Origin of the sequence: Agrobacterium sp. SOY23 (assembly GCF_027212525.1) — a bacterium.
Taxonomy (GTDB): domain Bacteria; phylum Pseudomonadota; class Alphaproteobacteria; order Rhizobiales; family Rhizobiaceae; genus Agrobacterium; species Agrobacterium tumefaciens_I.
This window is the reverse complement of the sequence record NZ_JAPWDT010000008.1, coordinates 126,669-147,168: the sequence shown is the minus strand read 5'-3', so window position 1 is coordinate 147,168 and position 20,500 is coordinate 126,669. Positions and strand designations below refer to the sequence as shown.

At 60.4% G+C, this 20,500-nt stretch carries 21 protein-coding genes; 17 read left to right on the top strand and 4 right to left on the bottom strand.

From position 1 onward, the window contains the following. Positions 1 to 26: 26 nt before the first annotated feature. Positions 27 to 1,067 carry a LacI family DNA-binding transcriptional regulator gene (locus tag O3S81_RS21575; protein ID WP_269346522.1) on the bottom strand — a complete coding sequence of 347 codons (1,041 nt, stop codon included), beginning with the start codon at positions 1,065 to 1,067 and terminating at the stop codon, positions 27 to 29. A gap of 148 nt (positions 1,068 to 1,215) precedes the next feature. Here O3S81_RS21575 and O3S81_RS21570 point away from each other — a divergent pair, with 148 nt between their 5' ends. The 9 genes from O3S81_RS21570 (at position 1,216) to O3S81_RS21530 (ending at position 9,627) form a co-directional block, all read left to right on the top strand. Next, on the top strand, positions 1,216 to 2,181 hold the full coding sequence (locus tag O3S81_RS21570) for a substrate-binding domain-containing protein (protein WP_269346520.1): 966 nt from the start codon (positions 1,216 to 1,218) through the stop codon (positions 2,179 to 2,181). 98 nt (positions 2,182 to 2,279) lie between these two features. Further along, positions 2,280 to 3,284: an ABC transporter permease gene (locus tag O3S81_RS21565; protein WP_269346518.1), complete on the top strand. Its 1,005-nt coding sequence runs from the start codon at positions 2,280 to 2,282 to the stop codon at positions 3,282 to 3,284. Between the two features lie 9 nt (positions 3,285 to 3,293). Beyond that, positions 3,294 to 4,115: an ATP-binding cassette domain-containing protein gene (locus O3S81_RS21560; RefSeq protein ID WP_269346516.1), complete on the top strand. Its 822-nt coding sequence runs from the start codon at positions 3,294 to 3,296 to the stop codon at positions 4,113 to 4,115. Between the two features lie 23 nt (positions 4,116 to 4,138). Further along, on the top strand, positions 4,139 to 5,041 hold the full coding sequence (locus O3S81_RS21555) for a sugar phosphate isomerase/epimerase family protein (protein WP_269346514.1): 903 nt from the start codon (positions 4,139 to 4,141) through the stop codon (positions 5,039 to 5,041). A gap of 83 nt (positions 5,042 to 5,124) precedes the next feature. Next, positions 5,125 to 6,297, top strand: coding sequence for a Gfo/Idh/MocA family protein (locus O3S81_RS21550; RefSeq protein ID WP_269346513.1), 1,173 nt, complete (start codon positions 5,125 to 5,127; stop codon positions 6,295 to 6,297). A gap of 78 nt (positions 6,298 to 6,375) precedes the next feature. Further along, complete coding sequence (locus O3S81_RS21545; RefSeq protein ID WP_269346511.1) at positions 6,376 to 7,317, top strand: sugar phosphate isomerase/epimerase family protein; 942 nt, start codon at positions 6,376 to 6,378, stop codon at positions 7,315 to 7,317. A gap of 56 nt (positions 7,318 to 7,373) precedes the next feature. Then, complete coding sequence (locus tag O3S81_RS21540) at positions 7,374 to 8,303, top strand: sugar phosphate isomerase/epimerase family protein (RefSeq protein WP_269346509.1); 930 nt, start codon at positions 7,374 to 7,376, stop codon at positions 8,301 to 8,303. A gap of 237 nt (positions 8,304 to 8,540) precedes the next feature. Then, positions 8,541 to 9,287 carry an SDR family NAD(P)-dependent oxidoreductase gene (locus O3S81_RS21535; RefSeq protein WP_269346508.1) on the top strand — a complete coding sequence of 249 codons (747 nt, stop codon included), beginning with the start codon at positions 8,541 to 8,543 and terminating at the stop codon, positions 9,285 to 9,287. 10 nt (positions 9,288 to 9,297) lie between these two features. After that, the gene (locus O3S81_RS21530; RefSeq protein ID WP_269346507.1) at positions 9,298 to 9,627 is read left to right on the top strand and encodes an L-rhamnose mutarotase; all 330 of its coding nucleotides are present in this window, start codon (positions 9,298 to 9,300) and stop codon (positions 9,625 to 9,627) included. 29 nt (positions 9,628 to 9,656) lie between these two features. Here the strand turns inward: O3S81_RS21530 and O3S81_RS21525 are convergent, their stop codons facing one another. Then, positions 9,657 to 10,406: a GntR family transcriptional regulator gene (locus tag O3S81_RS21525; RefSeq protein ID WP_269346506.1), complete on the bottom strand. Its 750-nt coding sequence runs from the start codon at positions 10,404 to 10,406 to the stop codon at positions 9,657 to 9,659. Between the two features lie 199 nt (positions 10,407 to 10,605). Further along, entirely contained in the window at positions 10,606 to 11,658 is a 1,053-nt protein-coding gene (locus O3S81_RS21520) for an aldo/keto reductase (protein ID WP_269346777.1), read from the bottom strand. A 213-nt stretch (positions 11,659 to 11,871) separates the two neighbouring features. Between O3S81_RS21520 and O3S81_RS21515 the strand changes: the two genes are divergently transcribed. From O3S81_RS21515 to O3S81_RS21485, 7 genes are all read left to right on the top strand, one after another. Continuing rightward, a complete protein-coding gene (locus tag O3S81_RS21515; RefSeq protein WP_269346505.1) occupies positions 11,872 to 13,383 on the top strand; it encodes a UxaA family hydrolase in 1,512 nt (503 codons plus the stop codon). A 21-nt stretch (positions 13,384 to 13,404) separates the two neighbouring features. Beyond that, the gene (locus O3S81_RS21510) at positions 13,405 to 14,250 is read left to right on the top strand and encodes a fumarylacetoacetate hydrolase family protein (RefSeq protein WP_269346504.1); all 846 of its coding nucleotides are present in this window, start codon (positions 13,405 to 13,407) and stop codon (positions 14,248 to 14,250) included. An 11-nt stretch (positions 14,251 to 14,261) separates the two neighbouring features. Then, entirely contained in the window at positions 14,262 to 15,119 is an 858-nt protein-coding gene (locus O3S81_RS21505) for an amidohydrolase family protein (RefSeq protein WP_269346503.1), read from the top strand. 80 nt (positions 15,120 to 15,199) lie between these two features. Further along, positions 15,200 to 16,699 (top strand): sugar ABC transporter ATP-binding protein, encoded by a 1,500-nt coding sequence (locus O3S81_RS21500; RefSeq protein ID WP_269346502.1) that lies wholly within the window; start codon positions 15,200 to 15,202, stop codon positions 16,697 to 16,699. Then, entirely contained in the window at positions 16,696 to 17,694 is a 999-nt protein-coding gene (locus O3S81_RS21495) for an ABC transporter permease (protein WP_269346501.1), read from the top strand. Before O3S81_RS21500 ends, O3S81_RS21495 begins: the two co-directional genes overlap by 4 nt. Continuing rightward, positions 17,691 to 18,656 carry an ABC transporter permease gene (locus tag O3S81_RS21490; protein WP_269346500.1) on the top strand — a complete coding sequence of 322 codons (966 nt, stop codon included), beginning with the start codon at positions 17,691 to 17,693 and terminating at the stop codon, positions 18,654 to 18,656. The genes O3S81_RS21495 and O3S81_RS21490 overlap by 4 nt, the downstream gene beginning before the upstream one ends. Before the next feature lie 33 nt (positions 18,657 to 18,689). Further along, positions 18,690 to 19,619, top strand: a complete 930-nt coding sequence (locus O3S81_RS21485; protein WP_269346499.1) for a sugar ABC transporter substrate-binding protein — start codon at positions 18,690 to 18,692, stop codon at positions 19,617 to 19,619. Between the two features lie 115 nt (positions 19,620 to 19,734). Here the strand turns inward: O3S81_RS21485 and O3S81_RS21480 are convergent, their stop codons facing one another. Further along, positions 19,735 to 20,097 carry a hypothetical protein gene (locus O3S81_RS21480; RefSeq protein WP_269346775.1) on the bottom strand — a complete coding sequence of 121 codons (363 nt, stop codon included), beginning with the start codon at positions 20,095 to 20,097 and terminating at the stop codon, positions 19,735 to 19,737. A 76-nt stretch (positions 20,098 to 20,173) separates the two neighbouring features. Here O3S81_RS21480 and O3S81_RS21475 point away from each other — a divergent pair, with 76 nt between their 5' ends. Beyond that, complete coding sequence (locus O3S81_RS21475) at positions 20,174 to 20,386, top strand: hypothetical protein (protein WP_269346498.1); 213 nt, start codon at positions 20,174 to 20,176, stop codon at positions 20,384 to 20,386. The last annotated feature ends 114 nt before the right edge of the window (positions 20,387 to 20,500 follow it).

Sequence of the window (20,500 nt, the reverse complement as noted above, 5' to 3'; positions counted from 1 at the left end):
CTGTTCCAACAGCGGGCAGCGCGTTCCTATGTCCAGATACTTTCGGGCGTCAGTATCTCGAAAGGAACGATCCGCTGTTCGACGGAGGACGAATCTCCGTTTTCGATACGCCGTAACATCACGTCGATCAATTGATGCGGCATCTTGTCGAGGGGAAGCGGAAGCGCGGCGGTGATCAGCCCTTCGTTCAGGCCCTTGCGCGTTTCCGGACCGATATCGTTGCAGACGATCTTGATGCCGCGCTGTTTCTCGGCCGGCAGTTCCCGGAGCGCACGCAGGACCCCCGATATGCCGCCGCCATTGACATAAATCCCTCTGAGGCCGGGTTCGGCAGCAATCATGTCCCGGATGATGACATAGGCGTTTTCCGGCTCCTCGTGGGTCAGCAGCGTTTCGGCCACCTGAAGTTCGGGCGTGTTTTCGCGCATATAGGAGCGGAAGCTTGCGTCCGAGACATCCTGGGTCTGATAGCGGTTGCTGCCGATCAGCGGCACCACCACTCCCTCCCCCTTCACCGTCTGGCTGAGAAACCATGCCGCCGTGCGGCCGCGTTTCCAGCTGTCGGTTCCCACAAACCCCGCACGGCTCGCCGCCGACAGATCGGACACATAGGTGACCACCGGAACGCTCCTGCTCCGCAGCTCGTCAATCGCCTGGCTGACGAGCGGGTGATCGGCCGTGATGACCGCAATCGCGCTGCAGGATTGCCCCATCTTCAGAAGATTGGCGGAAACCGCCTCCGGTGAGAGATCATCTTCGAAAACGACATCCGGCTCTATGACACTGTCCGTCCTCTGGCGCGCCGCCGTAACAATGCCTTCCGCCCACAACCGATAAAGCGGCCGATGGGATTGCTGCAACAGGAAACCTAGCCGGAAATGGGGCATGGCCTCGCGGCGCCGGTCCCTGATGGTGCCAAGACCATAAAAACCGATCTCCTCCGCCGCCTGCAATATCTGGTCGATCGTATCCTCACGCACGGCGCTCGAACCGTGCAGCACCCGGTTCACCGTGGAAATGCTGACGCCGGCGGCTTTGGCAAGATCGGCAATGGTCGGTCGATTCATCTGGCCTCACAATCGTATCATTCGTGAATGACATGAAATGATATTAAATGCAACATCAAATGAAATATAAATTCCATTTCCGAAGGAATGAAAGATATAAATCATCCTGTCATTTTCGTCCGTCGGGAGAACGGACAGGGAGGAAACAATGGCATTTTTCAGGAAATTTCTCATAGCGGGCGCCGCATCGCTGGCGCTGGCATCCGGCGTATCTGCGGCCAATATCGCCGTCGTTGGCGGCAAAAATGACGATGCGTTCTGGAACCTCATCAAAAAAGGTCTGGATGACGCGCGCCTCGTGGTCGAGGCGAACGGCGGCAAGGTCAATTACCTGCGCCTGCAGACCTATGACAATTTTGCGCCCGATGTGGTGCAACTGATCCAGACCGCCATCAGCCAGAAGGTCGACGGTCTCGTCATTCCGAACTGGGTCCCGGAAGGTGAGGACCCGGCGATACGGGAGGCCATCAGTGCCGGCATCAAGGTCATTCTCATGAATGCCGGAGGGCACGAGAAGGCCAGGGAACTCGGCGCGATCAACTATGTCGGCTCCGATGAATATATTGCCGGCGTCGCGGGCGGCGAATATTTCGCGAAACAGGGCAAAAAGAACGTCATCTGCGTCAACACCGTTCCAGGAGCCGCCAATCAGGAGACGCGTTGCAAAGGCGTCATCGACGGCATCACCAAAGCCGGCGGCGCCGGCAAGCAGCTGCCGCTTCCGGCCACCAGTTTCGGCGATGCTACCGCTGTGGCCGAGGCGATCAAGGCAACCTTGCTTCAGGACGGCAAGATCGATGGCGTCCTCACCATTTCGGCAGGCGACGCGGATTCCGCCGCCATCGGCGTCATGCAGGCCGGGAAGACCGAAGCCGCCCTGCTCGGCACTTTCGACCTCAACCAGTCCGGCCTCGACCGCATCAAGGACGGCACGCAGGGTTTTGCAATCGACCAGCAGCCCTATCTGCAATCCCTGCTCGCCGTGACGCTGCTTGCCTCGGCCATCGATTTCGGCACCGACCTGCCAACCGCGCCGATCCTGACCGGACCCAAAATCGTCGACAAATCCAACATCGAAGCCACGCTTGCCGGCGTCGCCAAGGGTGCGCGCTGAGCGATGACCCACGCCCTGTCCCGATCCCGAATTCGGGCTCGGGGCAAGGCGGCAGGAACATCGCAGCAAACCCCAGCATCAATAGTGGAGTGAACGACGTGAAAAATCTCTCTTTGGGCGACCTTCTGCGCCGCCCGGAATCCGGCGCCTTTCTTGGCCTTGTTTTTGTTCTTGTCTTCTTCGTTGTCTTCGGCAGCATTGAATTCCTCAAGCCCGCAGGTGCCGCAAGCTGGCTGAATGTCGCCGCCAATCTCGGTATCGTCGCCATTCCCGTCGGGCTGCTGATGATTTCAGGCGAACTGGATATTTCCATCGGCGCGATGATCCCGGCCGGCGCTCTGACCGTCGCCATCATCACCGGTTATTACGGCATGCCGATCTGGCTCGGCATCATCGGCGCGCTTGGCCTTGGGGTGCTTGTCGGGCTTATCAACGGCTTTCTGGTGATACGGACCGTGGTGCCGTCACTGATCGTCACGCTCGGCACGCTCTTTGCGGTGCAGGGGCTGATCCTCGGTTTTTCCGTGCTGCTGACCGGCACGACCAGCGTGGCGTTGAGCCCCGCCCAGTCCGGCCCGATTGCCAAATTCCTGTTCGGCCAATTCATCGGCGGCAGTTTTCAGGTCAGCATCGTCTGGTGGCTGCTGCTAACGGCGATCTATATCTTCTATGTCCACTATTCGCCCTTCGGAAACTGGATATTCGCCATGGGCGGTGATCGGGTGAGCGCCCGCAACGCCGGCATCCCCACCGACAAGCTGACGGTCACGCTTTTTGTCCTTTCCTCCGTCAGCGCCGCCTTCGTCGGCGTCTGCCAGGCCATATTGTTCAATGTCGCCCAGGTTTCGGCCGGCATGACCTTCATCTTCAACTCCATCATCGCGGTCGTCGTGGGCGGGGTGTTGCTGACCGGCGGCTTCGGTTCGGTCATCGGCATATTTCTCGGCACCATCACCTTCGCCATCGTCAATCAGGGCATTTATTTCACCTCGTTTGACCGCAACTGGTCGAGCCTCATCATCGGCGTCATGCTGCTTTTGGCGGTGCTGATGAACAACACCTTCCGCGTCATGGCGCTCACCTATTCACCGAAGAAGAAGTGAGGCCGGACCATGACGACACCCATTCTCGAACTCAGAAACGTCAACAAATCCTTCGGCCCCATCGACGTGCTTCACGATATCTCGCTGAAGGTGCGGGCAGGCGAAGTGCTCTGCCTGCTGGGAGACAATGGCGCGGGCAAATCCACGCTCATCAAGACGCTCGCCGGCGTCTACCAGCCCAGTTCCGGCGAAGTGCTGATGGATGGCAAGCCGGTTCATTTCGACGGGCCACGTGATGCGCAGCGCATGGGCATTTCCACCGTACACCAGTTCGGCGGAACCTTTCCGCTAATGAGCATCGGCCGCTCTTTCTTCGTCGGCGCTGAACCCACCAAAGGCTTCTGGCCTTTCCGGGTCTACGACCGCAAGAAGGCCAATGAAATTGCCGTCAAGGCGGTGCAGGAATTCGGCATTACCCGCATCGACGACGGCGACCGGCTGATCGGCGGGCTTTCCGGTGGCGAGCGGCAATCACTTGCCATCGCCCGCGCCGTACATTTTGGCGCCCGTGTTCTGATCCTCGATGAACCGACGGCGGCACTTGGCGTGAAACAGGCGTCCCACGTTCTGCGTATCGTGCTGGAAGCGTGCAAGCGCGGCATCGCGGTGATCTTCATCACCCATCAGGTCACCCACGCCATCGCCGTAGGCGATCATTTCGCCGTGCTCATCCGCGGTGCGGTCGCTGCCAATTTCCGCAAGGGCGAAAAATCCCGCGAGGAAATCACCGATCTGATGGCCGGCGGCGAGGCGCTCGCCGATCTCGGTGCCGAGGTGGAAAATTACATGGCCAGCCATGACGGCCACCCGCCGCAGCAGCCATCCAATTAAGACGTAGAGAAGGATCAAGACCGATGAAAATCGCCATCGACCCCCACATGCACCGTTTCACCAGCCTCGATGAGCTGCCCGCCAAGGTGAAGGAACTCGGCTACGACTGGATCGAACTCAGCCCACGCGCCGATTTCCTTGAATGGTTCAAGGCGCCGCGCGTCTTTCCCGAGCGCATCCGGTCGTTCAGGAAGGCGCTGAAAGACGCCGATGTCGGCATCGCCTCGCTGCTGCCCATGTATCGCTGGGCTTCCAATGACGAGACCGAACGCCAGGCAGCGGTAAAGCACTGGAAACGCGCCATCGAGATCGCCATCGAACTCGAGGTCGACACGATGAACTCCGAATTCGGCCGCGGACCACATCCCGACAAGGGATCATGTTACTGCTGCCATACCGGCTCGATGATCGAGGCCTGCGAGGACGCCTGGTGGCGCTCGATGGAAGAACTGGTGCCGATCTTCGAGCGCGAAGGCATCAATCTGCATGTCGAGCCGCATCCCGAAGACTGGTGCGAAACGCTGCAGCCGGCGCTCGATATCATCCGCACCGTCAATTCGAAGAACGTCAAGTTCCTCTATTGCGCCCCGCATACCTTCTATTTCGGCGACGACACCAAGGCGATGCTGCGGGAGGCGAAGGATGTGCTCGCCCATGTACATGTGGGCGACACCTTCAACCATAAGGCCAGTTCCGGGCTGCGTTACATCCTCAATCCGCCCGGCACGCAGGCGCGGGTGCATCAGCATCTCAATATCGGCCAGGGCGAAGTGCCATGGGACGACTTCTTCGGCACGCTTTCCGAAATCGGCTTCGACGGCATCATGACCTCCTGCGTTTTCGCCTGGGAGGACAGGGCGGATGAATCGAGCCGGTTCATGCGAAGCAAGATGCAGGACTATATCGACCTCTATTTCAAGAAATAGCGCGGCAAACCGGCACCGATGCCGAGGCGGAGCTTGCCTGCGGCCACGGGCCATTCGGAACATCCAATCAAAAGGCGACTGACATGATCAATGGAGAAAGACTGATTTCGCGCCCGCTGCGCTGGGCCATGGTAGGCGGCGGACGCACGGGACAGGTGGGCTATAAACACCGCACCGGCGCGCTTCGTGATGGCAACTACCAGCTCGTTGCAGGCGCCTTCGATCTCGATGCCGAAAGGGGCCGCGATTTCGGCGTCAATCTCGGCGTGGCGGCGGAACGCTGCTATCAGGATTACAAGGCGCTGATTGCCGGCGAAACGGCACGCGAAGACGGCGTGGATGTCGTATCCATCGCCACCCCCAATTTCACCCATTACGAAATCACCAAGGCCTGCCTTGAGGCCGGGCTGCATGTCATCTGCGAAAAACCGCTATTCTTCACCGTGGTTGAATGCGACGAGGTGGCGCGACTGGCCGAACAGAAGGGCCTGATCGTTGGCGTCACCTATGGCTTTACCGGGCACCCGCTCGTCCAACAGATGGCGGCCATGGTGAAAAAGGGAATGCTGGGCGATATCCGCATCGTCGACCTGCAATATACCCACGGCTTCAACGCCGGTGACGATGTGGGCGCGGGCGAGGCCGTCAAATGGCGCACCAATCCCCGCACCGCCGGCCCGACCTTCGTTTTGGGCGATATCGGCACGCATCTCTATTATCTCTCGGAAGTCGTCCTGCCCCATATGCGGGTGGAACGCCTGCTCTGCGACCGCAAGGCCTTCATCCCCACCCGCGCGCCGCTGGAAGACCACGCCACCGTTCTGATGCATTATGACAATGGCGCACGCGGTCGCCTCTGGGTCTCCTCCATCAATGCCGGCAATATGGGATCGCAGCGTTACCGTTTCGTCGGTTCCAAGGCCTCGCTTGAATGGTCCGATTCCCATCCCGACCAGCTGATCTACGAGGTTCAGGGGGAGCCCGGCCGCATCCTGCACCACGGCATGCCCTATCTGGAACAGGAAAGCCTCGCCATCGACCGTATGGGCGCGCTGCATACCGAAGGTCTCGGCGATAGCTGGTCGAACATCTATCTCTGGATCGCCCAGGCGATCGACGCGGCCAATCGCGGCGACAGGGCCTTTCTGAAGACCCACCATTATCCCGGCATCACGGCTGGCACCGAAGGTGTTCGCTGGCTGGAAAACTGCGTCCGCTCAGCCGATGCCGGCGCCGCCTGGATCGATTTCGCATAATCGGCTTGGGGACGCGCCGGACAACTCTCCCGTCCTCCTCCTCAAGCGCGTCCCCATTTTTTTCAGAAAGACGACACGATGAAACTCGCGATTTGTACTGATGTCATGGCAAACCTGCCCTTCACCGAGATGCTCGACAAATGCGTCGCGCTTGGCGTCGAAGGCATCGAGATGACCGGCGGCGGCTGGTCGAGCGGCCCGCATTTCCGCGCCGACGAACTTCTGGCGGACAAGGGGCTTCTCAGGTCCAGGCTGCAGGAAATCGAGGCTCGCGGCCTCGAAATCGCTGCGCTGAATTGCTCGGCCAACCCGCTCGATCCCAGCGATATGGGCAAGCGCCACCTGAAGGAGATGCAAGACACCATCCGGCTGGCGGGCGAAATCGGCGTGACGAAGATCGTCACCATGTCCGGCCTGCCGGAGGCAGCGCCTGGCGACACCGTGCCGAACTGGCTCGTCTACACCAAGAGCTGGCCGAACGAGATGCCTGAGCGCGACCGTTACCAATGGGAAGATCGCGCCTTCCCGCTCTGGCATGGGCTCGTGAAGCTCGCCAAGGAAGCCGGCGTCGAGAAATATGCACTCGAGAATTTCTCGGCCATGCTCGTCTGGAACCCGGAAACCCTGTTTCGCCTGCGCAACGAGGTCGGCCCGACGGTCGGCATGAATCTCGATCCGTCGCATCTGATGTGGATGGGGGCCGATCCCATCGCCTCTGCCCGTGCACTCGGCGGCGCAATCCATCATTGCCACGGCAAGGACACCCGCATCGAACGCGGGTTGGCGGATGTCAACGGCCTCTTGGAGCTGAAAGAGGTGACTGATGTCGCCAACCGCAGCTGGAATTATGTGGCGGTGGGCGCCGGCCGCGACCTGCAATGGTGGAAGGAGTTCTTCTCCGTGGTGCGCATGGCCGGTTACAACGGCTGGGTCAGCCTGGAAATGGAAGATTTCACCATGTCCACCGAGGCGGGCATCCAGTCCTCCATCGATGCCCTTCAGGCCACCATCAGCCGCTGAGACCCGCTCCGGGCCGCAGAAATGCGGCTCGATACCGATCGCGCCACGAGGACGCCATGACCAACCCGATCACCATCACCACCGCTCCCTGCTGCTGGGGCGTCGACGACGTCAAGAACCCCCATCTGCCCGATTGGGAAAAAGTGCTGGACGAGGCAAAGGCCGCCGGCTTCGGCGGGCTGGAACTTGGTCCCTACGGCTATCTGCCGCTCGATCTCAGCCGCGTTTCGCAGGCGCTGGACGAGCGTGGTCTGAAGATCGTCGCCGGCACGATCTTCGATGATCTGGTCTCACCGGAAAACCGCAACAACCTGCTGCGCCAGACCGACGAGATCTGCGCACTGATTACCCGCCTGCCGAAACCGGAAACCCATGCCTGCCAGCGTTTTCCTGCCCCCTACCTGACAGTGATGGACTGGGGCCATGACGAACGCGATTATGCCGCCGGCCATTCAGACCGCGCGCCGCGCCTCGATGAAGCCGCATGGAACGGCATGGTCGAAAACATCCGCGCCATCGCAACGCTCGCGCGTGACAAATATGGCGTGCGCGCCACGATCCATCCGCATGCCGGCGGCTACATCGAATTTGCAGACGAGCTGCAACGGATCATCGAGGATATTCCCGCCGATCTTGCGGGCCTCTGCCTCGATACCGGCCATATGACCTATTCCGGAATGGACCCCGCCGCCACGCTTCGCCGCTATTGGGGCCGTGTCGACTATATTCATTTCAAGGATATCGACGCCGCGGTTTTTGAAGAGGTGACGGGAGAACACATCCGCTTCTTCGACGCCTGCGCCAAGGGCGTCATGTGCCCGATCGGCCGCGGTTCGATCGATTATCCGGCTATCCGCAGCCTCCTGACGGAACTTGGCTATGGCGGCTACATCACCATCGAGCAGGAGCGCGATCCGCGTAACGCCGGCGGCGTTCTTGCCGATCTGGCGGCCAGCAGGGCATTTCTCTCCGCAAACGGATTCTGAAGCGCAGTCACGCCGGACACCGCCCATCCCGTGGTGCCGGATCAAGCCCCGTTTGCTCGATAAAGCGAAACCTGTCTGCGCCGCCACGTTGCGTCAGGCCGCGCCCTCGGCAGTTTTCCACGCCCACCCTCCGGCAAAACCATCCCTGATCGCACGTCAGAGCGAGAGCGCGATTTCCTCTTTTTAAATTCAAAATACTAGTATAATAGTTCCTCTCACAGTCAGGTGGAGGATGACATGAACAGGATTGATCTCAACGGACAGGTTGCCGTGGTGACCGGCGGCGCACAGGGAATTGGCCTTGCCATTGCAAGGCGACTTATCGAATCCGGGGCGAAGGTCAGCCTTTGGGATATGAGCGAGGCAGCGATCGAGCAGGCCTGCGGCGTGCTTGGGGAAAGTGCCAGCGGCAAGGTCGTTGATGTCACCGATTTTGCCGACCTTGCACGCGTTCATGCCGAGGTCGAAGCCGAGACCGGTCCCGTGTCGATCCTCGTCAACTCCGCCGGAATTGCCGGGGGCAATGCCACCCTTGAGGACTATGACATTGAGGAATGGCGACGTGTCGTCGAGGTGAACCTGAACGGCACCTTTTATGTCAACAAGACCGTGATCCCTTCCATGAAGGCCAGGAATTACGGCAGGATCGTCAATATTTCTTCGGTCGCCGGCAAGGAGGGCAATCCCAAGCTCTCAGCCTATTCCGCAGCCAAGGCTGGCGTGATCGGCCTGACCAAATCGCTCGGCAAGGAACTTGCCGGACATGATATTGCCGTCAACGCGATCACGCCGGCAACGGCACGCACCCGGATTCTCGAAACGCTGACGCCGGAATTCATCGATTACATGCTGACGCGAATTCCGCGTGGTCGCTTTCTGGAAGTCGAAGAGGCTGCCGCAATGGTCGCATGGCTGGTGAGCCGCGAAAACAGCTTCACCACCGCCTCGGTTTTTGACCTTTCCGGCGGCCGGACGACCTATTGAGGAACCTCCGATGACGCGCATGGGATTTTGCCTCAACCTCAGGCCCGGTACGGTCGAGGAATATAAGAGGCTCCACGCCAATGTATGGCCGGAGGTACTGGAGGCCATCACCCGCGCCAATATCACAAATTATTCGATTTTTCTGAAAGAACCGGAGAACCTGCTCTTCGGCTATTGGGAATATACGGGAGATGATTTCTCCGCCGATATGGCGGAGATGGCGAAGGGCCAACGGATGCGGGAATGGTGGGCGATCTGCGAGCCTCTGCAATTGCCGTTCCCAACGCGTCGGCCGGAAGAATGGTGGACGCAGATGACCGAGGTCTTCCACATGGATTGACCACGGCACCGTCCTCTTCCGGGCCCGCCTCAAACGCCGGCAAGACCACTGGCTTCAATACTGCCGAGCAGTTTCAGCGTATTGCTGAGCGAGGTCTCCAGATGTTCCTTGATCGCCCTTTCGGCCGCTTCCGGGTCATGCGCCTCCAGGGCGTCAACAATGGCGCTGTGTTGCTCGATCGTCGTTTCACCTGCTCCCGGCGAAGGCAGCGACAGAAGGCGGCAACGATCCATCTGCGCCTTGGTAATGTCCACCACGCGCCACAGCATGGAATAGCCGTTGACCTCGGCAATGACCCGGTGAAAGGCATCATCGTGATCGATCGCATCCTCGAAGCGACCTCTTTTGACTGAAAGGGCATGGAGATCGATAATGTCGCGCAGGCGCTGCACCGCATCCGCGCTGATGGTTTCCGCCGCACGGCGAACGCTTTCCCGCTCCAGCGCTATGCGGATGATATAGGCTTCCTGCACCTGCCCGCGGCTGATGGGTCTGACGAAGGTTCCGGCCTGGGCGCGGACGTCGATCAGCCCCTCATCTTCGACACGTTTCACGGCCTCGCGTACCGGCGTGCGCGACGTGCCGAGACGCTCGGCAATCTCTATTTCATTGACCGGTGAACCGGGCGCAAGCCTGCCGGTCACGATGGCGCGGCGAACGAGCTGGTAGATCTGGTCGCGAAGCGGCATATTCCGCGTGATCGTCACGCCATTGAGGAACCCGGTCAAATCGGATTTGTCCTGCAAGGAACGGCCGGCATTCGCCTCTTCTTTTGACACGTCCGTATTCTCCCATCAAAAACCGGACTCACCGGCAGAAATTTCTTTAGCCGGTTTCTGGCCCGCAACCAACCTCCCTCATGATTTCGAAGCAAGCCGTGCATGGAAGAAGACACGATGAACCCGGCGGCTTTTGATTTTCACCGCCATCCTCTTGGAAGTGCCCGGTCCCGTCATGGCAGTCCTGCGTCGATGCTCCTCATGTTTCGGTCAAGACCGGCATCGGCGCCAGCAGGCCGTTTTCCTGCAAGGCCTGCCACAATTCTTCCGGTATGTCCGTCTCGAACCATCCGACCGATTGCAACAGCTTATCGGGATGTTTGGCCCCCACCAGCACCGAAGCGACCGCGGGATGAAACAGCGGGAACTGCACCGCCGCCGCCCCCAGCGGCACGTTAAAAGCGGCGCAGACCCGCGCCAGTTCCTCCGTGCGCCGGACGATCTCGGCAGGCGCATCCTTGTAGTTGAACTTGGCGTTGGCCGCTGTGCCCGTCGCCAGAATGCCGGAATTGAAGACCCCGCCAATGACGATGGCGGTGCCCTGCCGCCGGGCGCGATCAAGCAACGGCACCGCATCCTGTTCAAGCAGGCTGTGCCGGCCGGCCAGGAGGCAGCAATCGAGGCGAACCTCATCCATGGCGGCGGCGATCACCTCCGCCTCGTTGACGCCGAGCCCGAAGCCGGCGATCAGGCCCGCCTCACGCAATTCCGAGAGTGCCCTGAAACCGCCCGACGTCAATTGCCGCCAGAGCGCGGCATTTCTTTCACCGTGGGTGAGGACGCCAATGTCGTGGATAAAGAGAATATCGAGATGATCGGTACCCATGCGCTGCTGGCTGTCGTCAAAGCTGCGCATGATGCCGTCATAGCTGTAATCAAAGATTTCGCGAAACGGCAGCCCATTCTGCCAGCCCGGATCCAGCGGATTTTTCGGCGGCTCCGGTGGCAGGCGGTGACCTGGCCGGTCGTTGGCGAAAAGCCTGCCGACCTTGGTGCTGACGACAGCCTCATCGCGCAGCGGTTCCTCACGCAGAAACTGCCCGAGCAGATGCTCCGCCCGGGTGAGCCCATACATGGGTGCCACATCGAAATAACGGATGCCGCTATTCCATGCCGCCTGAAGCGTCGCCAGCGCATCGGCGGCACTCACCGGCGTATAAAGCCCGCCAAGCGACGCGCAGCCCATGCTGAGTGCCGTTACGGAAAGCTTCGTGGCTCCCAGACGTCGTTTATCCCTTGCCCGCATCGCAATCTCCTGTGCATTGGCGTATCGTTACACTAATATAATATGAAATCAAGATTCTTTGGAGGAAGCCGCCGATGCAGGTGTAGCGCCCGCTTCATGTACTGAAAATGCTTGCGTCGCCACTTGCAGGCACCTCTTGACCATGTTGCATTATACTAGTATTTCAATATACAGCGAAGACCGAATTTCCGGTTTCCGCCTGTTTCATGCAGAGAAATCATGGCTCGCTACATCCAACTGACTGAGACCGATAACATCATCGTCGCCGTAGAACCGATCGCGCCGGGTGAGACCGTGGCGGAGATTGCCGTTCGTGATCGTATTCCGCGGGGTCACAAAATGGCCGTGCGGGCAATCGCAAGCCGTGCGCCCATCATCAAATATGGCCAGATCATCGGCTTCGCCACGCAGGATATCGAGCCGGGGCAATGGGTCCACGAACATAACGTGACGATGCAGAGCTTCGAACGCGGTTATGCGAGCGGTGAGGAAGCAAAGCCCACGCGTTATGTCGAGCCGGAAAAGCGACGCAGCTTCGATGGCTTCCGGCGTGCCAGCGGGCGCTTCGGCACCCGCAATTACATCGCCGTCCTCACCTCGGTGAACTGTTCCGCCACCGCCTCGCGCTTCATCGCCGACGAGATCAATCGCTCGGGCATTCTCGGCCAGTTCCCGAATGTGGACGGCGTCATATCGCTCGTTCACGGCACCGGATGCGGGCTGGATATTCATGGCGAGGCCTATGAATTGCTGAAGCGTACCCAATGGGGCGTGGCGCAGAACCCGAATATTGGCGGCGTGCTGATGGTGGGGCTGGGCTGCGAGGCGTTTCAGATCCCGCGCTGGATGGATGCTTTCGGCGTCAAAGAAAGCGAGACCTTCCGCACGTTCACCATTCAGGAACTCGGCGGCACGCGCAGGACGGTGGAGGCGGGCGTCGCGGCCATCCGCGAGATGCTGCCAATGGTCAATCTTGTCAGCCGGGTTCCCGCCCCCGCTTCGGAACTGATGCTTGCGCTGCAATGCGGTGGCTCAGACGGTTATTCCGGCATCACGGCCAATCCGGCGCTTGGCATTGCCGCCGATATATTGGTCGCCGAAGGCGGCACCGCAATCCTCTCGGAAACCCCGGAGATCTATGGCGCGGAGCATCTTTTGATCCGCCGGGCGGAACGGCCAGAGGTGGGCGAGAGGCTGGCCGAACGCATCCGCTGGTGGGAGAACTACACCCGACGGCACGATATGGAGATGAACAACAATCCCTCTCCCGGCAACAAGGCGGGCGGCCTGACGACCATTCTCGAAAAATCGCTGGGAGCGGCGATGAAGGGCGGCTCGACCAATCTGACAGCGGTGTTCAACTATGCCGAACCGGTAGACGCCAAGGGACTGGTCTTCATGGATACGCCCGGTTACGATCCCGTTTCAGCAACCGGCCAGGTGGCGGGCGGGGCCAATATCCTGTGCTTCACCACCGGGCGGGGCTCCGCTTTCGGCTGCAAGCCCACCCCCTCGATCAAGCTCGCCTCCAATTCCTACATCTTCGACAAGATGGGGGAAGATATGGACATCAATTGCGGTGACGTGCTGGACGGCACGACCTTACAGCAGAAGGGCGAGGAAATCTTCGCCCGAATACTGGCCGTCGCCTCCGGCGAGCGCACGAAATCGGAGCTTCTCGGTTATGGCGACAGCGAGTTCGTTCCCTGGTCCATCGGCGCGACGATGTAAGCCCATTAAGCAGGAGATGTCATGAAACTCGTCCGATATGGCACAGCCGGCGCCGAAAGACCCGGCCTGATCGATGAGACCGGCATTCTGCGCGATCTCTCAGATCATGTCGGGGATATCGCCGGAGAAACGCTTGCCCCGGAAAAACTGGCGCAGCTTGCCGCCATTCCCGCCGACCGGCTGCCACCGGTGGAGGGTACACCGCGTTTCGGCCCCTGTGTTGCGGGCACCGGCAAATTCATCTGCATCGGCCTGAATTATGCCGATCACGCCGAAGAGTCCGGCATGGCGGTGCCGCCCGAGCCTGTCATTTTCATGAAGGCGACCTCGGCGATTGTCGGTCCGAACGACGATGTTCTTATTCCCCGCAATTCGGCCAAAACCGACTGGGAAGTCGAACTCGGCGTCATCATCGGCAAGACCACCAAATATGTGAGCGAGGCTGAGGCGCTCGACCACGTCGCCGGTTATTGCGTTTTGCACGACGTCTCCGAAAGGTCGTTCCAGACCGAACGTTCCGGGCAATGGACCAAGGGTAAATCCTGCGACACGTTCGGGCCGGTCGGGCCATGGCTGGTGACGAAAGACGAGATCGTCGATCCGCAAAATCTTAGGCTTTGGCTGAAGGTCAATGGTGAGACGATGCAGAACGGATCGACGCGCACCATGGTCTATGGCGTTTCCTTTCTGGTCTCCTATCTCAGCCAGTTCATGAGCCTGCATCCCGGCGATATCATTTCCACCGGCACGCCGCCGGGTGTCGGCATGGGCATGACGCCGCAGCGCTGGCTGAAGCCCGGCGATATCGTGGAACTCGGGATCGAAGGGCTTGGCACGCAGATCCAGCGTGTCCGGGCCGATATTTGAAGGGCAAGCGCATGGATGCCGCCGTCATCGATTCCCATCAGCATTTCTGGCGGATCGCACGCGGCGATTACGGCTGGATGTCGCCGGCGATGGGCGAGCCGCTCTATCGGGATTATCTGCCGAGCGATCTCACCCCGCTTCTGCGGCGCGCCGGCGTCCACCGCACCATCGTCGTGCAGGCAGCAGCGACCGAGGCGGAAACGGCTTTTCTTCTCGATCTGGCCGCCAGCGAAGATTTCATCGCCGGTGTCGTCGGCTGGCTCGACATGGAAGACCCGGCCTTTGCCACCAAGCTGGATGCACTCGTCGACCATCCAAAATTCGTCGGCCTGCGCCCGATGCTCCAGGATATCGATGATGATGCCTATATTCTGCGTCCGGCGGCGCTTTCCAGTCTCAGCGCGATCCGCGACCGTAACATCGCTTTCGATTTCCTGACCTATCCGCGCCATCTTGCCCATGTGGCCAAGGCGCTGGAGGCGGTACCTGGCCTCCGCGCCGTCATCGACCACCTGTCGAAGCCGCCTATCGCGACCGGGATGACGCAGGGCTGGGCGGATGACCTGCACCGTGTCGCGCAGCATCCCAATGTGTTCTGCAAACTGTCGGGAATGATCACCGAGGCCTGCCGTGACAGCTGGTCGCCGGACGACCTTGCGCCCTTCGTCGCACATGCCGTCTCGGTGTTCGGGGCAAAACGGCTGATGTTCGGCAGCGACTGGCCGGTCTGCCTGCTTGCCGGCTCCTATGCGGAAGTCATCAATGCGCTGCGCGCGGTTTTGCAGAACCATATTTCCCATGACGAGATGGCCGGCGTTCTGGGAGGCAACGCTGCGCGATTCTACCGTCTGAACGGCGCGCGGAAATAAGTTCCGGCGGCACGCGGGCGTCCGCTTGCCATAACTATTATATTAATGTAACAAAGCTTGGAATGCTCTGGGAGGAGAACATGGCGGCAACGGCGAGTGCGCTGCGCATGCGGGGGATCAGCAAGATTTTTCCCGGCGTGAAGGCGCTGTCCAACGTCAATTTCACGGTCGAATACGGACGCATTCATGCCGTCGTCGGTGAAAACGGCGCGGGTAAATCGACGCTGATGAAAATTCTGAGTGGCAGCTACGTGCCAACGACCGGCACGACGGAAATTGCCGGCGTGGAGGTGCATATGCGCCGGCCGGCCGACGCCCAGAAACTCGGCATCCGCATGGTACATCAGGAACTGAACCTCGTCCCGGACCTTACCGTTGCGGAAAATATCTATCTCGGCCGCATGCCGCGCCGTCACTTTCTGGTCGACAGGCAGGCCATGCTGCGTAAGGCGGCCGCGGTTCTGAAGGAACTGGAAGCGGCAATCGACCCGAAAGCGCGGCTCGGCGATCTGACGATCAGCCAGCAGCAACTCGTCGAGATCGCCAAATCCTATTCCGCCGATCCACGCATCATCGTCCTCGACGAGCCGACATCCAGCCTGAGCGAACACGAGACTGCAGCGCTGTTTTCCATCCTGCGCAAGATGAAGAGCCAGGGCATCGCCATCATCTATATCAGCCATCGGCTGAAGGAAGTGCTGGAGATTGCCGACGACGTGACCATCCTGCGCGACGGCAGCATGATCGAAACCCGACCGGCCGCCGGCATCACCGCCGCCGAAATGATCCGCCTCATGGTCGGCCGCGAAGTTGCCAATGTCTTTCCCAAAACGCCATCGAAGATCGGCCCGGTGGCCTTCAAGGTCACGGGACTGAGCGACGGCGACAAATTCCACGATGTCGGTTTCGATGTTCGATCGGGTGAAATCCTTGGGCTGACCGGCCTGGTAGGGGCCGGTCGCACCGAGGTCGCCCAGGCGATTTTCGGCTTTGCGCCATTGACGGCCGGTCACATCGAGATAGACGGCAAGGCCGTTACCGTCGGCTCGCCGGCGGCAGCCGTCAAGGCCGGCATAGCCTATGTTCCCGAAGACCGAAAAGGCGACGGCATCGTGCCGTCCATGAGCGTGCGCGAAAACATCAGCCTGCCGGTGCTGCGGCGCTTAAGCCGCCTCGGCCGCATCGGCATGAGCGGGGATCGCGGGCTGGCGGCGAAATATACGCGCGATTTTTCCATCGTTCCGCCCGATCCGGAGCGGCGGATCAACCTGCTTTCGGGCGGCAACCAGCAAAAGGCGATCATTTCACGCTGGCTGGCGGCGGGGCCGAAGGTGCTGATCCTCGATGAACCGACACGCGGCGTCGATGTCGGCGCCAAGGCGGAAATCCACCGCATCATCGGCGAACTCGTGGCCGGCGGCATGGCGGTGGTGATGATCTCCTCCGAACTGCCTGAAGTGATGGGGGTCTGCGACCGGGTGGTGGTCATGCGCGACGGACGCGCTTCCGCCCCGATTGCACGTGGAGACTTGACGGAGGAGCGCATCATGGCGCTTGCAACAGGGGAAGAACCAGCGTGAGCGACATCACCGCAATCACCGAAAAACAGAATGTCGCCCCGCGCTTTCATAGCGGCGGGCGGCTGGCCGGCCTGTTCGCCAAAGGCGGCCTCCTGCTGGCCATTCTTCTCGTGACCTTATACGGCTCGCTTTCAAGCCCGGTCTTCTTCACGACAGGCAATTTCATCAACATCCTGACATCCATGGCCATCGTCGGCATCGTGGTTGTCGGCATGACCTTCGTTCTCGTCACCGGCGGGCTTGCCGATCTCTCCGTACCGGCGACCATCGCCTGTGGCGCGATCCTGTCCCTGGCGTTGCAGCCGGAGATCGGCGCCGTTCCGGCCTTCCTGGTCGCGGTCGCACTCGCCGGCGCCTGTGGTCTCGTCAACGGATTGCTGATCGGTTATGTCGGCGTCAATCCTATCATCGCCACCCTCGGTCTCGGCACCATCATTCTCGGCATCGTGCAGGCGGCGGTCGGCGGTGTCATCGTTTATGGGACCGATCCTGCCATCGCCGCCTTCGTCAAAATCCGCATCCTCGGCATTCCGCTTGTCGTGCTGGTATTTCTCGCCGTCGCAGCGGCCGGCCATTTCGTCCTGTCGAGCACCATCTGGGGCCGATGGACACTCGCCACCGGCGGCAGTTACCGGGCGGCGCGGGCCAGCACCGTGCCGGTCAGGGCGGTCAAGGCCGGGGCTTTCGTCATCACCGGGCTGGCGTCCGGCCTCAGCGGCGGCCTGCTAGGCCTTACGCTGCAAAGCGCGCGTCCACTGGTCGGAACAGGTTATGAGTTCAGTGCCATCACCGCCGTCGTAGTTGGCGGCATCTCGATCATGGGCGGCTTCGGCTCCGTGCCGCGCGCCATCGCCGGCCTCATCCTCGTCCAGCTCTTGACCAATGTCATGGTACTGCAGGGCGTTCCCACCCCCATTCAGGGCTTCGTCCTCGGGCTGCTCATCGCATTCGCGGTTGCCCTCGACGTCGCGCTTCGCCGGAAGGCCGTGGCATGAACGGATTATTGTCTGCACTGTCGCGCTATCGGGTGGCGATCATATTGGGCGCGACGCTGGTCATCGCCGCGTTCACCGTGCCCGGCTTCGTCAGCCTTACCACCGCAAGCCTTGGTCTCGATCGCGGCGCGTCGATCGGCATCGTCGCCATCGGCCTGACGGTGCTGCTTATCGCCGGTCAGATCGATCTTTCCGTCGGTGCGGTTTTTGCCCTCTCCGGCATCGTGGCGATTTCCCTGCAGGCTGAGCTTGGCATATGGCCGGCGGCCGCGCTTGGCGTGCTGACGGGCGTCGCCGCGGGTGTCTTCAACGGCATTCTCACCGTCGGGTTGAAGATTAACGCGCTGGTGGCGACGCTCGCCAGCATGCTGATTTTCCGCTCCCTGGCGCATTGGGTGACCGGCAGCCAGCCGGTCTCGGGCACCGATATCACCTTCGCCGTCACGCTTTCGCAGGTCTATGCGGAGTTCTTCACGGCCCGCAGCGCCCTGTTTCTGGCCGGCATCGTGCTGCTCGATTTCTGGCTGAGGCGCACCGTTTCAGGCCGCAACCTGTTCGCGGTCGGATCGAACCCCATCGCCGCCGAGGCGAGCGGCATACCATCCGGCAGGACGCTGTTCCTGAGCTTCGTTTTCGCGGGCGCGCTGGCCGGTCTGGCAGGCGTTTTCGAAAGCCTGACGACCAATACGGGTTCGCCGGTCTTCGGTGCGGAAATCACCGTCGTTATCATTGCCGCCGTGGTGGTGGGAGGCACCCGGCTGGAAGGCGGCCGCGGTTCAGCGCTTGGCACGCTCGGCGGGGTTCTGACGATTGCAGCGCTGACCACGGCAATGGAGTTCCAGTCCGTACCCGCCTATGTCCAGCAGATCGTCAACGGCCTGATCCTGATCCTGCTGGTCGTGCTCGACCGCACCGTGCGCGCAAGGCCGCGCCCGGCAATGCCGATACTGAAATCCCTTTAACCAGACATGTCACTTAAGGAGGAGTTTGTGATCATGAATAAAAAGACCCTGTTTGCCGGTATGGCAGCGCTTATTGCCTCGGCCGGTTTCGCCGAGGCCAAGACGGTGTGTTACGTTACGGCCGCTGATTCCCACGCCTATGTCACGCCGGCCAACAAGGCCATCGATGCGCGGGCCAAGGAACTCGGGGTAGAGGTTCTCAGCCTCAGCCAGAATTTCGACGTTCAGACCGGCGTGCAGCAGATCAATACCTGCATCGCCCGCAAGGCCGCCGGCATCATTTTATGGCCGCTCGATCCGCAGGCCTATATTCCCGGCCTCGCAAAGGCCAAGGCGGCCGGCATTCCCGTCAATCTCATCAACTCGCCGATGAATGACGCTGCCAAACCTTTCGTCACCTCCTTCACCGGCCCGGATGTCCATTCCGAAGGTGAGATGGCGGCCGAAGCGCTTCAGAAGGCGCTGGACGGCAAGGGTTCCATCGTCATCATCGCCGGCCAGGCCGGCAACGGCACCACCATCGGCCGCGTCGACGGCTTCAACGCCAAGCTGAAGGCGCTCGGCAGCAAGATCGAGGTTCTCGATACCGTCAATGCGGATTTCGACCAGCAGAAGGCGCTCGTCGCCAGCCGCGACCTGATCACCCGCTTCGGCGACAAGATCACCGGCGTCTACGCCAATGACGACACCATGGCGCGCGGCTTCATCGACGCCTGGAAAGAAGCCAAACCCGGTAAGGCCACGCCGCCCATTGTCGGCATCAACGGCCAGAAGGACGCCTTCGAGTCTATCCGGAACGGCGAAATGTACGCCACCATCGTGCAGTCCCCGATCGAGGATGGCCTGCTGGCGATCAACGCCATGGCGGATGTGCTGAACGGCAAGACGATCGACGCCCGCCTGCCCATTCCGCTGACGGTTGTGACGAAGGCGAATGTGGAGAAGGAAAAGCCCGCCTTCTGAACGATGCGCATCGGAGATAAGCGGGGTCTTCACACCAGCAGATAGAAAAGGGCCGCGCAACAAGTGGGTTGCGCGGCCCTTTTAATGTCATTGGCGGGAACCGGCCTTGCCGACTTCAGGCGTCGGCAGGTTCGCGAACATCATCCAGAAGAAAATATACCACCACATAGCGCGTCGTATATTTCTGACCGCTATCAGAAACGCTCTCGACGCTGCCGCCATCGGAGGGATGCCATTTCTGGTAGTGCGGGTTGTTGGCGATCAACGTGATCGCCTTGCCTGAAAACCTGCCGCTCAGCCGATAGCGAGCCTCCGCGAGAGGCCAGATTTTCTCAAAATCCTGCTGGCTGATACGGGCCTTCAAGGCCTTTCTGGATATCATTTTCCCCGGCGAACCATCGTCATGTTCTGCCGATGGAATATGCAGGTCAACCTCTTCCGCATCATCCAGCAGAAAGGCAAATTCGTCTGGCCACATCCGTCTCACGTATCACTCCTCCCAAAGCTCACCGTCCTACAGCATGGTCATGATAACGCCTCTGCCACGAGAGGCAATGGCACAGATAAAACTGCGCCTGCTCTTTCGCTCGATCCTGGATATGACGATATCCAAAGGATTGAGCCTTTTCAGTCCGGCAGGAAATCTTCCTGAAGGTTTCGACTTCAGGAAGTTCCTTACCGGCAGTCCCAAAATTAAAGAGGCGGAAGCTGAAAAGGATAAACCCCGGGAAAACAATAGCTTCTTAAGCCAAGGAGTGCGCCAGTAGTGTGGCCCTAGACAACCTGTAGGACCCGCCTCAACGGCCAAGGCCAACAGGACGATTTTTGTCGTTTGCCCTTTCCGGTGTCGTCCTTGCTTTTGATAGTTTTCGTACCAAACC

What these genes read in the sequence shown, in the direction of transcription:
- O3S81_RS21575 (WP_269346522.1), bottom strand. Translation starts at nt 1,067, where the DNA reads ATGAATCGACCGACCATTGCCGATCTTGCCAAAGCCGCCGGCGTCAGC.
- O3S81_RS21570 (WP_269346520.1), top strand. Translation starts at nt 1,216, where the DNA reads ATGGCATTTTTCAGGAAATTTCTCATAGCGGGCGCCGCATCGCTGGCG.
- O3S81_RS21560 (WP_269346516.1), top strand. Translation starts at nt 3,294, where the DNA reads ATGACGACACCCATTCTCGAACTCAGAAACGTCAACAAATCCTTCGGC.
- O3S81_RS21555 (WP_269346514.1), top strand. Translation starts at nt 4,139, where the DNA reads ATGAAAATCGCCATCGACCCCCACATGCACCGTTTCACCAGCCTCGAT.
- O3S81_RS21550 (WP_269346513.1), top strand. Translation starts at nt 5,125, where the DNA reads ATGATCAATGGAGAAAGACTGATTTCGCGCCCGCTGCGCTGGGCCATG.
- O3S81_RS21545 (WP_269346511.1), top strand. Translation starts at nt 6,376, where the DNA reads ATGAAACTCGCGATTTGTACTGATGTCATGGCAAACCTGCCCTTCACC.
- O3S81_RS21540 (WP_269346509.1), top strand. Translation starts at nt 7,374, where the DNA reads ATGACCAACCCGATCACCATCACCACCGCTCCCTGCTGCTGGGGCGTC.
- O3S81_RS21535 (WP_269346508.1), top strand. Translation starts at nt 8,541, where the DNA reads ATGAACAGGATTGATCTCAACGGACAGGTTGCCGTGGTGACCGGCGGC.
- O3S81_RS21530 (WP_269346507.1), top strand. Translation starts at nt 9,298, where the DNA reads ATGACGCGCATGGGATTTTGCCTCAACCTCAGGCCCGGTACGGTCGAG.
- O3S81_RS21515 (WP_269346505.1), top strand. Translation starts at nt 11,872, where the DNA reads ATGGCTCGCTACATCCAACTGACTGAGACCGATAACATCATCGTCGCC.
- O3S81_RS21510 (WP_269346504.1), top strand. Translation starts at nt 13,405, where the DNA reads ATGAAACTCGTCCGATATGGCACAGCCGGCGCCGAAAGACCCGGCCTG.
- O3S81_RS21505 (WP_269346503.1), top strand. Translation starts at nt 14,262, where the DNA reads ATGGATGCCGCCGTCATCGATTCCCATCAGCATTTCTGGCGGATCGCA.
- O3S81_RS21500 (WP_269346502.1), top strand. Translation starts at nt 15,200, where the DNA reads ATGGCGGCAACGGCGAGTGCGCTGCGCATGCGGGGGATCAGCAAGATT.
- O3S81_RS21490 (WP_269346500.1), top strand. Translation starts at nt 17,691, where the DNA reads ATGAACGGATTATTGTCTGCACTGTCGCGCTATCGGGTGGCGATCATA.
- O3S81_RS21485 (WP_269346499.1), top strand. Translation starts at nt 18,690, where the DNA reads ATGAATAAAAAGACCCTGTTTGCCGGTATGGCAGCGCTTATTGCCTCG.
- O3S81_RS21480 (WP_269346775.1), bottom strand. Translation starts at nt 20,097, where the DNA reads ATGTGGCCAGACGAATTTGCCTTTCTGCTGGATGATGCGGAAGAGGTT.
- O3S81_RS21475 (WP_269346498.1), top strand. Translation starts at nt 20,174, where the DNA reads ATGGCACAGATAAAACTGCGCCTGCTCTTTCGCTCGATCCTGGATATG.